Consider the following 15,032-nt stretch of genomic DNA (forward strand, 5'->3'; position numbering starts at 1 on the left):
TGGAACTGCACCCGAAATGTTAGACACGTCTAACAAGAGGAGGTGCAGTTTTTTGCTGTGTGCGTTGACAAAATAAGGGGCTGGGAGTATGATTGTAAATACAAAACATAGTAAAACGGTAGGAATAATATAAATTGAATCAGGAATGGAATCGTGAGGAGGGGACCGAATGGCAAAGAAACGGGAAGCGTTGGATGATCAACTGAGGGAGCGGGTCTTGAAGGCGTTGGAAGGCTTGGAGTACGGCTCCATTCACATCGTGGTCCACGACTCGCAGGTGGTTCAGATTGAGAGAACCGAGAAGTACCGCGTTCCAGCTGAGAAGGCGGAGGGCATGCGCGCTAGCAAATAAATCGGATTTTGGAATCTTGCAAGTAGAGGGGAGGATCTAGTATGGCAGGTGTTCTGGTTATTGGTGGAGATCGAGTGGGGGAAATTGAAAGCCGGCTTCAGGAGAAAGGGTTTCGCAGGGTCTATCACGTTTCGGGCAGAAAGAAATCGGATGTCAAAGCCATGATTCCTTCTGACACCGAGCTGATTCTGGTATTTATCAACTTCGTCAATCACAATCTCTGCAAAAATATCAAGAAGCTTGCCAAGCAAAGACAGGTACCGATCGTCTTCTGCCGGCGCTCCTGTGAAGTCGTGGAGCAGTATGATCCGATTATCAGCTAGTAATTGATAATGGGCAAAGAATCAAAAGAGGGGTATTCGTTGGTGAATAGTCATATTCACTCGCGAATACCTCTCTTTGCTGTCGATTGAACACGAAAAGAATCGAAGCAGAGCCAAGCTCTCGCAAAACTATTCAATGCTGAATAGGCCAGGCGAGTGTAATCGGCAAAGATGAGGTGGCACGAAATTTGCAGAATATTTATATATCAACGATTGAAGACACTTAGGAGGGAAAACATGAAACGATCTTTCGCCATCATGAGTGTGCTCGTTCTGCTAACTGGACTGTTTGCAGGCTGTAGCAACAACAACACGAGCCAGCCCCAATCATCCCCATCCGCTTCTCAGACTGACCAAGCCAATGCCAAGCCGCAAATCTTGCGGATGAATGCAGCGGAACCGGAAACACTGGATTCCGGCATGTCCAACGATGTGATCTCCGGAGCCTTTATCCGCTCCCTGTACGATTCCTTGGTGCGTCTGGACAAGGATGGCAAGCCGGTAAACTCTGTTGCGTCAGACATCAAGATTTCGGACGACAAAAAAGTGTACACCTTTACGCTGCGCGACTCGAAATGGAGCAACGGCGATCCGGTAACGGCAAAAGACTTTGCCTTCGCCTGGATGCGCGTACTCGATCCGAAAACGGCGAGCGGTTCTGCTTATAAATACTACCCGATCAAAAATGCCCGTGCCTTTTTCCAAGGGAACGCCAAGGCAGAGGACGTCGGCATCAAGGTCATCGATGACAAGACACTTGAGGTCACGCTGGAAAACCCGACTCCGTACTTCCTGACGCTGGCGACCTTCTACTATCCGGTCAATCAAAAAGTGGTCGAAGGAAACGCCGACTGGGCGAAAAAGCCAGAGTCGATCGTGACCAACGGGCCTTTCAAGCTGTCAGTCTGGGAGCATAAGAACAAGATCGAGCTGGTCAAAAACGATCAGTACTGGGAGAAAGACGTCGTCAAGCTGGACAAGATCGACTTCTCTATGATTGAGGATACCAATACAGAGCTGGAGATGTTCAACAACGACGATTTGGATTGGGCAGGTGCTCCTATCAGTGGTTTGCCAGCAGATGCGATCGGTCCTTTGCATGAGGAAGGCAAGCTGCAAACCATGGAGCGCGCGACGAACTACTATCTGTTGTTCCAGACGGAGAAGGCTCCATTTACGAACGAAAAGATTCGCAAAGCCTTCTCCTATGCAATCAATCGCAAAGACATCGCCGACAACATCGGTCAGGCAGGACAAACGCCGCTGATGGGCTTCGTTCCGCTGTCCGCTTCCCTGAAAAAAGAAGGCTACTTCAAGGATAATGACACACAGACAGCGAAACAGTTACTGGCAGATGGAATAAAGGAGCTGGGTCTTGCCAAGCTGCCTGAAATCACGTATCTGTACAACACCTCTGATTTGAACAAAAAGATCGCAGAAGCCCTGCAAGCACAGTGGAAGCAGGTACTGGGCGTAGATGTGAAGCTGGTCAACAAAGAGCTCAAGGTCATGTTTGACGACCAGGAGCAAGGAAACTACATGATTTCCCGCTCGGGCTGGACCGGCGACTACAACGATTCCGTCAACTTCCTCGAGCTGTTGATGGAAAAGAACAGCTCCAACAACTCGACTCTCTGGCATAGCGAGAAGTACGTCGAGCTGGTGCAAAAAGCCTACGCAGAGCCGGATGAGAGCAAACGAAACGAGTACCTGGTAGAAGCAGAGGGGATTTTGATGGATGAAATGCCTGTTACGGGTATTTACAGCAGCGTCAACTCGTGGGTGCAAAGCGAAAAAGTAAAAGGCATTACCGTCGATCCATTGGGCTACATCGACTTCAAATGGGGCTACAAGGAATCGTAAGGCACGTGAGGATTGGCCGACACTTTGCGGAGTGTTGGCCTTTTCATAGCAGCTACGAAACACATAAGCAAGGTCCAGAGTTCTTCACCACCAAAGTTGGAGGGATTGTTATGGGGACATGGCAGCAAGTCATCCAGGAAACATTGATCGACGCTCCAGGCGTGTTTGGCGTGGCAGCCACACATCTGGAAACAGGGGAGACAGCGGGAAATCTCGAGAATGAGCTTTTTCAGCTGGCAAGCGCCTTCAAAATTCCGATTCTCGTCACGCTCATGCGCGATGTAGAAGCGGGAAAGATCACACTCGACCAGCGCGTGACATTGAAATGGGAGGAGCGCGTACCTGGCTCAGGTATTCTACAGGAGCTGGATGCGGGAGCTGCCTTGACGGTAAAGGATCTGGCGACGCTCATGACAATCGTCAGCGACAATTTCGCCACGGACCTCATTCTCCAATTGGTTGGGCTGGACAATGTCAATGCGCATATGCGCGAGCTGGGTTTCTCGCAAATCCATCTGCGTCACAACTGCTGGCAGCTGCTCAACCATTGCGTTGGCATGGAAGAACCTGTAGCTTCTTCAGAAGGCTTCGCTGAATTTGAACGGCGTGAGGAGACAGACGATTATGAAATTTTGCTGGATGTTTCCCAAGGCACTCTGGAAAATAACGTAGCGACTCCAGCAGAATTAAACCGTCTTTTGGTGATGATCGGGAAGAAGGAGATTTTGACGCCCGCTTCCTGCGATTTGATGCTGGATATCCTGCGCCGTCAGCATTACAACAGTCGTTTGCCGTATTTGCTGCCGCCAGGGACCAAGGTAGCTCACAAGACAGGTACGGTAAATGAAGTCGTCAACGATGCCGGCATCATTTATTTGCCTGATAACAAAGGGGCGATCGCCGTCACGGTTTTGTCGCGCGGGATCAAAGACAAGCAGGCAGCAGAGCTGACGATAGCCAAAGTGGCAAAAGCAGTTTATGACGTAACCGTAGGGAGCAAAGAATAATGAGTCAATGGATACCTGCTTTTGAGGAATTTGCGGAGAAATTGCTAAAGGATGCGAAGGCTCCCGGAGCGGCCATCGGCATGATGCAGGATGGGGAATGGGTGTATGAGCGTACCTTTGGCTTTCGGGATGAGGAAAAGGCGCTGCCGCTGTCGATGGACACCGTTTTCGGGATCGCGTCTGTGACGAAATCCTTCACGTGCGTGGCGATCATGCAGCTGCAAGAGGCAGGCAAGCTATCCGTTCACGATCCGGTCGTAAAGTATTTGCCGGAGCTGACGATGGGCGAAGAGGCGTGGAGAAACAAGATGACGATTCATCACTTCATGACACATACGCCAGGCATGCCGCCACTGCCATTTCTGGATGGCGCGATGAGGCGCAGTATGGAAGCAGACCCCGCTATTCACGGTACGGAGTCTGAGCTGGAGCTGCAGAAGCTGCCTTATCTCGATACGTATGAAGAGGTGCTGCAAGCGATCTCCGGCTATGAAGGAAAACCGCTGGGAGACCCCGGAGAGGTGTTCAGCTACAACAACGATGCCTACGGACTCTTGGGAACAATCATCGAGCGTGTAAGCGGCAAGCCTTACGAGCAGTATGTCACGGACCATATTTTGCGGCCGCTGGGAATGACTCGGACTGTGTTTGCTGTGCAGGACTTAGATGATCAGGAGGATGTAACGATCCTGTACACCAATAAAAAGATCGAGGGTGTCAGTCAGGTAATCGCAGCCCCTTTGTGGCATGACGCTCCTGCCATGCGTGCGGCTGGGTTTCTCAAGTCGACGGTGCGCGACCTGTTGACGTACTTGAACGTCTTTTGCTCCCAGGGTGAGGGGGCAGGCTCGAGTGTCTTGTCACCGGAAAGTGTGCAGCAGATGAAAGGCGCCTATGCTCGTGTCGACGGCTATCGTTCGTACGGGTATGGTCTGATGGTCTCTCCTGCTTTTCCAGATGGTCTCCTGATTGAGCATGGCGGCTCATTGAAGGGGATTAGCTCCCACATTTTTGCTTTGCCTGAAAAAGGGCTGAGGGGCGTTGTTTTGATCAATCTGGACGGCGTGTCGGTGAGAGAGCTCGTGATGGGACTCCTGAATTCGCTCGCTTCCCGACCGGCAGCGGCAGAGCTATATCCGGTCGTGCCGATGCAATTGACCGAGGAAGCACAAAGGGCGTACATAGGCCGCTACGAGTCTGACGAATGGCTGAATGCGACCATTGACCAAAAGGAGGGGCAGCTGTTTATCGAAGTGGACGACGTTTCTTATCCTCTGATTCCGGTAGAAACGGACAGCTTCGTGTTCAAGAGAGGAAGCTCTGTGGTCTGGATCGACTTTTTCCGTTCTGAGTCAGGCGAGGTTCGCCGTATGAGCTATGCACTGCGCCAGCTGCAAAAGAAACAGACTGTACAACAACCGTAACCATTCAACCGAATAGGCTCCATAGAAGAAGGGACAATTCGCATTTCTAGCGAATTGTTCTTTTGTTTGCGTTTACCAAATTTTAGAAGAAGTGAAGAGTGCCAGATGAAGCCGGCAACTGCGACACCAAAGTGTTTGAAGAACCTGATGGCAGCACTGGACGCGATCGTAGACAAGCATATGGAAATCATGCTCTCCTTTGGAGAACCGATCTCGCGTTACTATCGGCAGTACGAGTATCAACAGCGAATGGGCATTCAAGGGCTTTTGACGAGGGAGCATCTTTGTTGAGTCCAAAGCAGGAGTGGGGACACGGGTAGATATTCACTTTCATCAAAAGCGGTAGTACGTTTTTAAATATTTTTTAAAGTGTACAAAAAATTGTTGAACTGAAATGTTCGGAATAGTATGGTTAAAGAAAATCTGCTGACAAGGAGCATACTAGAAAAAGCGAGGAAGTCATGAGAAAAACACATCCTATTCTAGCAAGCTATATCCCCGTGGTAGAAGGATTGGCGAGAACGTTCGGAGAGCATTGCGAAGTGGTTCTGCACGATCTGACAAATGATATTTCTTCGTCCATTATTGCGATACACAACGGCCACGTCAGCGGCAGGCAGATTGGTTCACCTGTCACCAATCTAGCGCTGCAATCTTTGCGCAATGCGAAGACATCGGAAGAATCGTTTGATCTCAATTACCGGAATGACACGATCAAAGGCAGACAGATCAAATCCAGCTCGATTTACATCAAGGATGAGGACGGTACGATCATCGGCAGCCTGTGTATCAACATCGATATGACACACCTCATGATGGCGCAGGCGGTCTTGGAATCAATGATGGTCATCGAGGACAAGCGTGGAACGCAGAGCAACGAAGAGAATTTTGCACCAACGGTCGCCATCCTCATGGAGCAAATGATTGAGGATTGCCTGAAGCGTACAGGAAAGCCGATTGCGCTGATGCAAAAAGAGGAAAAGATTCAGTTTATCCACCTGCTGGATGAGGTAGGTCTTTTTTTAATCAAGGGGGCCGTGCAGCATGTTGCTGATTTGCTGGACGTATCCAAGTTCACGATCTACAACTACCTGGACAAAAAAGATGGGAGATGAGCTTTATGGCAGAAGTGACGAAAGAGCAGGCACGAGAGCTTCACGACCGTTTTCACGTATTGGATGGGCATTTTGATCTGTTGATGGACGTGGAAATTCAGCGTGGCTATGGCAAGACGAAAATGATCGAGACGGAATATCTGCCGCGGTTTCAGCAGGGAGGCGTGCACTCGATCGTCGCAGCCGTGTTTGTCGAGGATGCCTTCGTACCCGAAATGAGCATGCGCAAGGCACTCAATCAGATCAGCGCCTTGCACGCAGAAGCAGCCGAATCGCCTGAACATATCGTCATTGCCAAAAGTTTGGAGGACATCCACAGGGCAAGAGCAGAGCAAAAGGTATCCTTTATCCTTTCTCTGGAAGGAGCAGAGCCGCTGCACAACGACCTGAGTCTTCTGCGCATTTACTATGAGCTTGGTGTGCGCATGATGGGACTTGTCTGGAGCCGCCGCAACTTTGCGGGAGATGGCAGCTTTTTCGCCCCGGTGAGAGAAGGGAAAAAGGGGGGCATCACAGATTTCGGGGTGCGCCTGATTGAAGAAGCAGAGAAGCTGGGGATCGTGATTGACGTGAGCCATTTGAACGACGAAGGGTTCTGGGATGTCATGGAAATATCGGAAAAGCCTGTGATAGCGTCCCATTCCAACAGCCGCGCCCTGGTGCCAACGATGCGCAATCTGACGGATGATCAAATCAAAGCAATTGCGTTGAAAGACGGACTGATCGGGTTGAACGCTTTCAGTATGTTTACAGCGAGCACGAGTGCGGAAGCGACCATCGAGCGTTTGGTCGATCACGTCGACCATATGAGAAAGCTGGTCGGAGCACAGTATATCGGCTTGGGGCTGGATCTGTGCGATGATCTGACCAAGTATTTGCCGCTGGATAGAATAGCGAAGACAAAAGAAATGCCTTTTGACGTGGTAAAGGGACATGTCTCGCTTCCGGAGATCACGCGCGAGCTGATGAAGCGCGGCTACAAGGATGAAGAAATCGAAGGAATTCTCGGCGGGAATTACCTCAGAGTCTATCAGGAAGTGTGGAAATAGAAGCAGATCTCTCAAAGGACGCGGGTGATGTTTCCCGCGTTTTTCATATGCGTGACACGAAAAAAACTTTTTCTACCCGTACAAGTAGGAGATTTCTGTCAAAGATGATAGGATAGGAGCATCATAGAAATAGCAGGAAATTATTCAGGATGTGAAACAATCATGCAAATCATTGTGTTTGACTTGGAAACGACTCTTACTCATCAAAGAGATAAAATACCGGAGATCATCGAGATCGGAGCAGCGAAGGTCGTGCCCGGCAAAAATGGCGTGGAAGTAGATACGTTTCAGCGGTACACCTTTCCTGCGATCGAGCGGAGAATTTCTGACCGTACTCGCAAGTTCATCGGGCTGGATAAAGAGAACATGCCGACGTTTATCCCCTTCCGCAAGGCGTTTGCTTCCTTCATGGAGTGGATCGGGGAGGACCAGGACTTTTATTTGTGCACGTGGGGAATGGATGACAAAAGGCTGATGATCGAGCATTGCGCTCGCTTTGGTCTTCCCTTTGACTGGATGCGCAACTACAATGATATCCAGCCTCCTATCAGCATGATGCTGGCTGATCGCAAACAAATGAGCTTGAAGGAAGCGATCGATACAGCAGGCATCGTTCAGGAAGGCCGGCTGCACTCTGCCCTCGTCGATGCGATTCATACGGCGCATCTGCTGATCAAGTTCAACAAGCAGGTCCACCTGGCGAGAAACACGCCTGAGGAAAACTACAATCTGTCCAGCTCCCTGTACATTACCTGCCGCTCGTGCAAAAAGAGCAAGTACTATACCGATTTCGGGCGAAAGAGCAAACGCTGCATAGCGTGCTTGCAGCACAAAAAACAGCAGGAGCAAGCTGCTTCCACTGTGGTGCCGCAAACATAAAGAGAATCTGATAGAGCGGAAAAACAAAAAATGCCGAGGGCGAGGAAGCCAGCGGCATTTTTATGTTTGGGTAAGATTCACAAAGCCTCGTCAAACCCCAAGCAGCAGCAAAATAATAGAGGTCAAGCTGAAGCATACGCTGATCAAGCAGAGGAAGGCAACAACCTGCTTGGGATTCAGCCCTGTGCGCAGCAAGCGATAGTGTACTTGACTGGCATCAGCCTGATAGATGGGCTTGCCTTGCAAGAAACGCTTGGTCACCACGAAGAGATTGTCAAAAATCGGTACGCCCAGCGCCAAAATCGGAATGAACAGCGAAAGAATGGTCGCTTGCTTAAAGGCTCCGTCGAGTGCAATCACGGCGAGTATAAAGCCAAGAAAGGTCGCGCCGGCATCGCCCATGAAGATTTTGGCGGGCGGCTTGTTGTAGCGCAAGTAAGCCAGTGCCACCCCGATGAGACTGATGGCCATCACAGCCGAGGTGCTCTGTCCTTTTGCCAAGGCTACCACGAACAGGGTTCCCGCCGAGATCGCCGAGAGTCCGCCGGCAAGACCGTCCATCCCGTCAGAAAAGTTGATGACGGTCGTGACACCAAAAATCCACAGAATGGTGAGGATGAACTGCAGCCAGACGGGGAGTAGGATATATTCCCCGCTGAACGGGTTGTAAAAGCCCGAGAACGTGATGCCAGATAAGTAAACAAGCACGGCTGCCGATACTTGTACGATCATTTTTGGCAAAGCCGAAAAGTCTTTCCCTTGGGTCTTGTACCAGTCATCGATTGTGCCGATGATCAGGAGCAGAAGAGAGCCTGCCAAAACAGCCAGGGTCTGTACGGTCGATTCCTTGGAAAAGAGCAGAAAGGAAGCGGCGAATCCAATGAAAATGGCGTAGCTGGCAGTCAACGGAATCGGTTCGCGATGTATTTTTCGTTCAACGTCTTTGCGGGGCTTGTCCACAAAATCCAGTCGAAAAGCCAGTTTCCCCAAAGGCGGGATCAACACGAGCACGATACAAAACGAAAGTAAAAAGGATAGAGCGTATGTAATCGTAACCATCTCCTATGAATGATAGAGAGCTGTTTTTCCACATGTTCATTATAGGGAGTATTCCAAAATTTGTCGACTCTTGGTAGAAGAGAAGTTAATGTAAGAAAACCTAACATTTACCTATGCAAACGGGTACTCCTCCCTTATAGTAAAAGAAAGAGTTTTCTGTTTTCCTAAAAAGCTAAGGGGAGTGTCGCGATGTCTGCCGAACTGGTTTTTGAGGAGATTACGGAAATGAGTATCGAGGATGCCAACGATCTGACGCAGCTTTTGGTTGATGTGGTGGCGGATGGTGCATCAATCGGGTTTTTGCCCCCACTCGATCCGCATGTGGCGCGTGTGTACTGGTCAGATGTCCTGGCAGATAACGTAGTGGTATGGGTAGCGCGGCTGGATGGAGCCGTAGTCGGCAGCATTCAGTTGCATCTCGCGACCAAGCAAAACGCCCAGCACCGGGCCGAAATCGCCAAGCTGATGGTTCATCCGACCCAGCAGCGAAAAGGAATGGGCAGGACGCTGATGGCGATCGCAGAGAAAAGGGCGCGAGAGGAAAATCGGACACTGCTCGTCCTAGATACACGGGAGAAAGATCCGTCTAATCTGTTGTACCAATCCATCGGCTATATAGAAGCAGGGCGCATTCCGTTCTACGCAGAATCGCCTGGCAAAAAATTTGACGCTTCCGTCTTCTACTACAAGATTTTGGAGAACAGGTAAGCGAAACGGTTGGAAAAGGGAGACTGCTGATGATCGGATCGGCAGTCTTTTTTGTATGGCTGGGAAGTAAACGATATAGAATAGGAATGAATTGCGCTAAAATAAGTGGAAAGGAGAAAGGGGGTACAGTAGTGTGAAAAGGCTGTATACTGCGCTTTTTTTCTGTACATTGCTCTTTTTTGCAATAAGCGGGTGTACAGATGGCGGACACCAAAATGAGCAAGTGCGGGAACCGGAACACGACAGTAAGCCTGCTGTTACTCACGGCCCCATTTCGTACGAAAATGATCCGTATGGCTTTCGCTTTTCTTTGCCAGAGAGCTGGAAGGGGTATTCGATTGTCACTGGCACATGGGAGGGCTTGGCTGCAGGCAATGAGACCGGTGAAACCATTGTAGAAACGGGCCCGCTGATTTCGATCAGACACCCCCAGTGGACTCCCCAAAACCAGCGGCAGGATATTCCCATCATGATCTTTACTCTTGAGCAATGGAACGCTCTTTTAGAAGGGAAATTCCACATCGGAGCAGCGCCTATCGGACCTACGGAGCTTGGTCGCAACAGCAAATACGTATTTGCACTGCCTGCACGCTATAACTTCGCATTTCCGGAAGGGTACGAAGAGGTAGAAGAGATCATAAAAAAGAATCCTCTTCAGGCAACTTTAAGCAATTAAGGAGAAAAGTAGCTCAACAAAAGAGCAGCAGTCACATGCTGTTCTTTTTTTATGGAACCTCATATCACTTCTCATTTGACAAACCGCCAGTCGGTTTGTATAGTAGATGTAGAAGAGGGAAAGGGCTTACGACGCACATAACAGGAGGAGCTATGCAATCGATTCATCAAAATCCGACTTTCCAGCTGCTGCTCTCGGTCACGGAAGAATTGGTCGTGGAAAAGGGCTGTCACCAAACGACTCTGCAGGACATCATTAAGCGCTCCGGGGTTTCCAAAGGAGCCATTTATCACTACGTCAAAAGCAAGGATGAGCTGCTCGGGTTCGTGCTGAGAAAGCGCTTGGACCAGATTGGCAGAGACTTTTATCAAAGCGTCGATCAAGGGAACCAGAGCCTGGAGGGTGCCTTGAAGGCCATTTCCGGTGCCTTGGGTCATATTCACGACCCGAAGGACATAACCAATCTGATTTTTATTTACTTGCTCAGCAAAAAGGAGGACCCAGCAATCGCGGAAATGCTGGAGACGCTGTATGAGCGCAGCATACAGAACTCCCAGGAGTGGATTGAGGTCGGTCAAAGAGCAGGAGAGATCCCTGCCACTCTCGATGCGAAAAAAACTGCGGCATTGTTTTCGATCCTGACTTTTGGTGTCCGCGTGCAAACGGTAGTTTCTCCCAACATAAAGGCTTTTACGGGAGAAGATGTGTTTCAGGTCATGTATGACACGTTGTCGAAGGGTTAAAAAGAAAGGGTGAAAGCTCAATGTTCTTTTTCACGCTCTTCAAGGTATTGCACATCCTTGCTGGATTTACCGCTTTGGCTGTCTTCTGGATTCCGATTGTAACGAAAAAGGGAGGAAAAGCGCACAGCCGAATTGGCTGGGTGTACGTCGCTTCCATGGCGATCGTGGCGATCTCCGCATGGTTCATGGGAATGTGGCGAATTGGATTTGACCCCGATGGAACGGTGGAGTCTGTAGCGTTTGCCTGGTTTTTGATTTTTATCGCGATTTTGAGCTCGGCGACAGCCTGGTATGGACTGCGTGTGCTGCGCTTCAAGAACCGCAAGACCGGGCATCGTCAGTGGGGGGATCTGCTGTTTCCCGCAGTCCTGCTCATCTCGGGGATCTGCATCTCCCTCTATGGAGCGAGCATCGGCTTTACGCTCCTTACATGGTTCCCGCTGATCGGAATTCTGCTCGGAGCATCACAGCTTTTGTATTGGCTGCGGCCTCCTGCGAAAAAGATGCATTGGTGGATGGAGCATTTGGGAGGCATGCTGGGCTGCTGTATTGCCACGATCACCGCTTTTACTGTGTTTGGCGCTCCCAGGCTGCTGGGCGTAAGTGCCGTGCATCCGATCGTATGGTTTATCCCAACCATCGTTCTCGTCCCTGTGATTGCTGGATTCTCCGCGTATTATCGCAGGAAGTTTAACCAAACCAAGCAAATGTAAGTAGGGAATGAAGCCGTCTGGACAGCCAGGCGGTTTTTTTGTGTGCAGAACGGACAACCATTTCAGTTTGAAATGCCTGCCATAGCAGCTTGTAATTTTCGAAGAATTCCAAACTCGCTACTATTACTTTTATACCGAATGAAATAAAGAGTGTCAGGGGGCGAGTCATCTGAAGCGTAATTCTTTGGCGAAACTTACGGAAATCAATGTGTTTGTGCTCTTATTGGCTATCTTAGCTATCTGCGTGGTTTTCACTTATATTGTACCTTCTGGTGAGTATGCGAGGGTGGAGGTAAACGGGAGAAGCGTCGTACAATCGGACTCCTTCCAATACACGGACGCATCACCGATCAGCTTTATGGGTTTCCTAAACAGCATTCATACCGGGATGGTTGATTCCGCGAGCATTATGTTTTTCGTGCTCATCATCGGGGGCTCCTACGGCATTCTGAGTGCAACGGGAGCGATGGAAGCGTTCATTGTGACGTTGGCACGAACGCTCGGTCATCGGGAAAAATGGTTGATTCCTATTATGATGCTGTTTTTCGCAGCTGGCGGCTCTTTGATCGGGATGTTCGAGGAGACGCTGCCGTACATAGCGATTCTCGTGCCTTTGGCAGTCGCACTTGGATTCGATGCGATGACTGGAGCCGCAATCGTTCTGTTGGGCGCATCAGTTGGTTTTACATCGGCAGTCATGAATCCGTTTACAATCGGGATTGCCCAAGGTATCGCTGAGCTGCCGCCCTTTTCGGGGATGGGCCTGCGGTATCGTCATCTTTATCGTCATGTACTTGACCGCCGTCGCGTTTGTGTACCGGCACGCGATGAAGGTAAAGAAGAATCCTGCCCTTGGTATTTACGGCTCCTACGATCCAGCCAATATCGACCAGATGATGAGCAAAGGCGTTGTTTTTGAAAGGCGCCACAAAGTGATTCTGACCTGCTTCATGCTGAACATGGTGACGATTGCCATCGGTGTCATCGAGTTTGGCTGGTACATTACGGAGATTGCCGGATTGTTCATCCTGCTTGGTGCCATTGTAGGGATCATCGGCCGCCTGTCTGCGAATGAGATGGTCGATGCCTTCATGAAGGGGGCAGCTGCGTTGCTTGCGGGGGCCATGATTATCGGGGTAGCAAGAGCGATTGTCGTGGTGCTAAACGATGGTCATATCATGGATACGATTCTTTATTACTCGGCTTACATGATTAAAGAGCTGCCACCGTCTCTCACAGCAGTAGGCATGCTCGGCTTCCAGACTCTGCTCAGCTTCGTCATTCCATCAGGAAGCGGTATGGCCGCTCTGACCATGCCAATCATGACACCGCTGTCCGAGCTGGTGGGCATTACCCGTCAGACAGCTGTGCTTGCGTATCAATTCGGGGATGGGATCTCCAACATCATCATACCGGGGATCGCGGTTGCTGGTGTAGGAATGGCAGGCATCTCCTATATCCGCTGGCTCAAGTGGATATTCCCGCTGATCATGATTCAGTATGGGATTGCCATTATCGCAGTCATTGTTGCACACGCCATCGGTTATGGCCCATTTTAACAAAAAGGGATGAACAACGTTGAGACGTTTTCCCCAAAAAGGAGTGAAGCAAATGCGTACAGTCGTTGATAAAGAGCTGGCCGATTGGGCGGTTGCCCATCGCCGTTATTTGCACGAAAATCCGGAGCTGTCCGGTCAGGAATACGAGACATGCGTGTACATCAGAAGGTGCCTGGAGGAGCTCCAGATTGAGATTCTGGATTACCCGGCGCCGAATCTGGTAGGATTTTTGCGGGGAACCGAAGGACAGAAGACGATTGCACTGCGAGCAGACATCGATGCCTTGCCGATCGTGGAGGAAGGGGAGAAGCCGTACCTTTCCAAAGTCGCTGGGGTGGCGCATGTTTGCGGACATGATGGACATACGGCGATCTTACTCGCTGTGGCAAAATGGTTGTCGGAAAATCGCAGCATGATTCGCCACAACATCCTCTTCCTGTTTCAGTCCTCGGAGGAGATGTCGCCTAGTGGAGCGGAAGCCCTCGTTCAGCAAGGGGCGATTGATGGGGCAGACGCCGTGTTCGGCATGCATCTGATGCAATCGCTGGAGAAAGGCAAGATCGGGTATCATTACGGAGCCATGATGGCATCCTCGGATGACTTTCGGATCAAAATCACAGGCAAAGGGGGGCATGGATCATCCCCGCACGAAACGGTAGATCCTACCTACGTAGCCGGACACATCCTGCTCGGTCTGCAGGCTATCGTCAGCCGTAAAGTGAATCCTGTGCAGCCTGCGGTGATTTCGGTGGGCCAGGTACTGGCAGGCTCCAACTACAATATCATCCCAAACGAGGCGGTCATGACGGGAACGATCCGTACGTTCTCGGAAGAAACGCGGCAGTTTATTTTTGAGGAAGTCAAAAGGCTGGCGGAGGGCATGAGTACGACTTTCGGTGCCGTAGGGGAAGTCTCGTACATTCTCGGCACGCCTCCCCTCGTGAATGACAAAGAGATGAGCCGCTTTGCAGAAAGCGTCATTCGTGAAAGCTACGGCGAGCATGTGGCCGTTGAAATCGAGCCAGTCATGGGGGCAGACGACTTCTCCTTCTACGGACAAAAGCGTCCAAGCACCTATCTCATGTTCGGCATGGGCGGGGAGAAGAGCCAGTACCCGCATCATCATCCGCGTTTTGACATCGATGAAGAAGAGATCGGCACGGCCATCGATTTGTTTTTACAGCTCGTAAGTCGGTTTGAATAAGACAGAAATCAAAGGAAAGGCAAGTGATCTGAGAAGGATTGCTTGCCTTTTTTGTGAGGATTGGGGATGATGAAAGGAAGAATATGGGTTATGGAAAGGAGTGAGGTCGTTGAAGTTTCGGAGGGTCATCCTGCAGCAGACGCCGATGCGCTGTGGCTATCCGTGCAGGAGATGGGATTGCCTATAGAAATTGACCTTCCCAATCATCCGTATCGAATCTCTCAGTAAGTCCCGGCGCCATGTGGTACGATAAATGAAACAAGCGATGCTGGCAGAGGGAAACTGAGCTGTGCCGCAGCGTTACAGCAGGGAAGCGAGTGAGTCAGCGAGATGGAGTTGCGCCATTTAAAAACGTTTC

Annotated in this window: 16 protein-coding genes and 1 pseudogene; 16 read left to right on the top strand and 1 reads right to left on the bottom strand. The window is 50.3% G+C overall.

The window, feature by feature from the left end:
• Positions 1-169: 169 nt before the first annotated feature.
• The 9 genes from EDM55_RS16740 to EDM55_RS16780 all read left to right on the top strand — a co-directional run bounded on the left by EDM55_RS16740 (position 170) and on the right by EDM55_RS16780 (position 8,012).
• Positions 170-352 (top strand): YezD family protein, encoded by a 183-nt coding sequence (locus EDM55_RS16740; RefSeq protein WP_092275804.1) that lies wholly within the window; start codon positions 170-172, stop codon positions 350-352.
• A gap of 41 nt (positions 353-393) precedes the next feature.
• Positions 394-675 (top strand): DUF2325 domain-containing protein, encoded by a 282-nt coding sequence (locus tag EDM55_RS16745; protein WP_092275801.1) that lies wholly within the window; start codon positions 394-396, stop codon positions 673-675.
• 237 nt (positions 676-912) lie between these two features.
• A complete protein-coding gene (locus tag EDM55_RS16750) occupies positions 913-2,538 on the top strand; it encodes a peptide ABC transporter substrate-binding protein (protein WP_122960834.1) in 1,626 nt (541 codons plus the stop codon).
• 110 nt (positions 2,539-2,648) lie between these two features.
• Positions 2,649-3,545, top strand: coding sequence for a serine hydrolase (locus tag EDM55_RS16755; RefSeq protein ID WP_122960835.1), 897 nt, complete (start codon positions 2,649-2,651; stop codon positions 3,543-3,545).
• Positions 3,545-4,969, top strand: a complete 1,425-nt coding sequence (locus EDM55_RS16760; protein ID WP_122960836.1) for a serine hydrolase — start codon at positions 3,545-3,547, stop codon at positions 4,967-4,969. The genes EDM55_RS16755 and EDM55_RS16760 overlap by 1 nt, the downstream gene beginning before the upstream one ends.
• Positions 4,970-5,074: 105 nt before the next feature.
• Positions 5,075-5,260, top strand: coding sequence for a hypothetical protein (locus EDM55_RS16765; RefSeq protein WP_092275789.1), 186 nt, complete (start codon positions 5,075-5,077; stop codon positions 5,258-5,260).
• A 170-nt stretch (positions 5,261-5,430) separates the two neighbouring features.
• A complete protein-coding gene (locus EDM55_RS16770) occupies positions 5,431-6,084 on the top strand; it encodes a helix-turn-helix transcriptional regulator (protein WP_122960837.1) in 654 nt (217 codons plus the stop codon).
• A gap of 5 nt (positions 6,085-6,089) precedes the next feature.
• Positions 6,090-7,133, top strand: a complete 1,044-nt coding sequence (locus EDM55_RS16775; RefSeq protein WP_122960838.1) for a dipeptidase — start codon at positions 6,090-6,092, stop codon at positions 7,131-7,133.
• 162 nt (positions 7,134-7,295) lie between these two features.
• On the top strand, positions 7,296-8,012 hold the full coding sequence (locus EDM55_RS16780; protein ID WP_122926662.1) for a 3'-5' exonuclease: 717 nt from the start codon (positions 7,296-7,298) through the stop codon (positions 8,010-8,012).
• A gap of 90 nt (positions 8,013-8,102) precedes the next feature.
• On the opposite strand, the gene EDM55_RS16785 is transcribed toward EDM55_RS16780, so the two are convergent.
• Positions 8,103-9,071 (bottom strand): MraY family glycosyltransferase, encoded by a 969-nt coding sequence (locus EDM55_RS16785; RefSeq protein WP_092275777.1) that lies wholly within the window; start codon positions 9,069-9,071, stop codon positions 8,103-8,105.
• A 189-nt stretch (positions 9,072-9,260) separates the two neighbouring features.
• Between EDM55_RS16785 and EDM55_RS16790 the strand changes: the two genes are divergently transcribed.
• The 7 genes and pseudogenes from EDM55_RS16790 to EDM55_RS30325 all read left to right on the top strand — a co-directional run bounded on the left by EDM55_RS16790 (position 9,261) and on the right by EDM55_RS30325 (position 14,902).
• Positions 9,261-9,779 carry a GNAT family N-acetyltransferase gene (locus tag EDM55_RS16790; RefSeq protein WP_122960839.1) on the top strand — a complete coding sequence of 173 codons (519 nt, stop codon included), beginning with the start codon at positions 9,261-9,263 and terminating at the stop codon, positions 9,777-9,779.
• Positions 9,780-9,912: 133 nt separating this feature from the next.
• On the top strand, positions 9,913-10,455 hold the full coding sequence (locus tag EDM55_RS16795) for a hypothetical protein (RefSeq protein ID WP_122960840.1): 543 nt from the start codon (positions 9,913-9,915) through the stop codon (positions 10,453-10,455).
• 152 nt (positions 10,456-10,607) lie between these two features.
• Positions 10,608-11,198: a TetR/AcrR family transcriptional regulator gene (locus tag EDM55_RS16800; protein ID WP_092275767.1), complete on the top strand. Its 591-nt coding sequence runs from the start codon at positions 10,608-10,610 to the stop codon at positions 11,196-11,198.
• Positions 11,199-11,218: 20 nt separating this feature from the next.
• A complete protein-coding gene (locus tag EDM55_RS16805) occupies positions 11,219-11,911 on the top strand; it encodes a DUF2306 domain-containing protein (protein WP_122960841.1) in 693 nt (230 codons plus the stop codon).
• A gap of 169 nt (positions 11,912-12,080) precedes the next feature.
• A pseudogene (locus EDM55_RS16810) lies at positions 12,081-13,470 on the top strand (YfcC family protein).
• 52 nt (positions 13,471-13,522) lie between these two features.
• A complete protein-coding gene (locus EDM55_RS16815) occupies positions 13,523-14,674 on the top strand; it encodes a M20 metallopeptidase family protein (protein ID WP_092275762.1) in 1,152 nt (383 codons plus the stop codon).
• A gap of 90 nt (positions 14,675-14,764) precedes the next feature.
• Entirely contained in the window at positions 14,765-14,902 is a 138-nt protein-coding gene (locus tag EDM55_RS30325) for a hypothetical protein (protein WP_170184395.1), read from the top strand.
• The last annotated feature ends 130 nt before the right edge of the window (positions 14,903-15,032 follow it).

Source organism: Brevibacillus centrosporus (assembly GCF_003710815.1).
GTDB lineage: Bacteria > Bacillota > Bacilli > Brevibacillales > Brevibacillaceae > Brevibacillus > Brevibacillus centrosporus.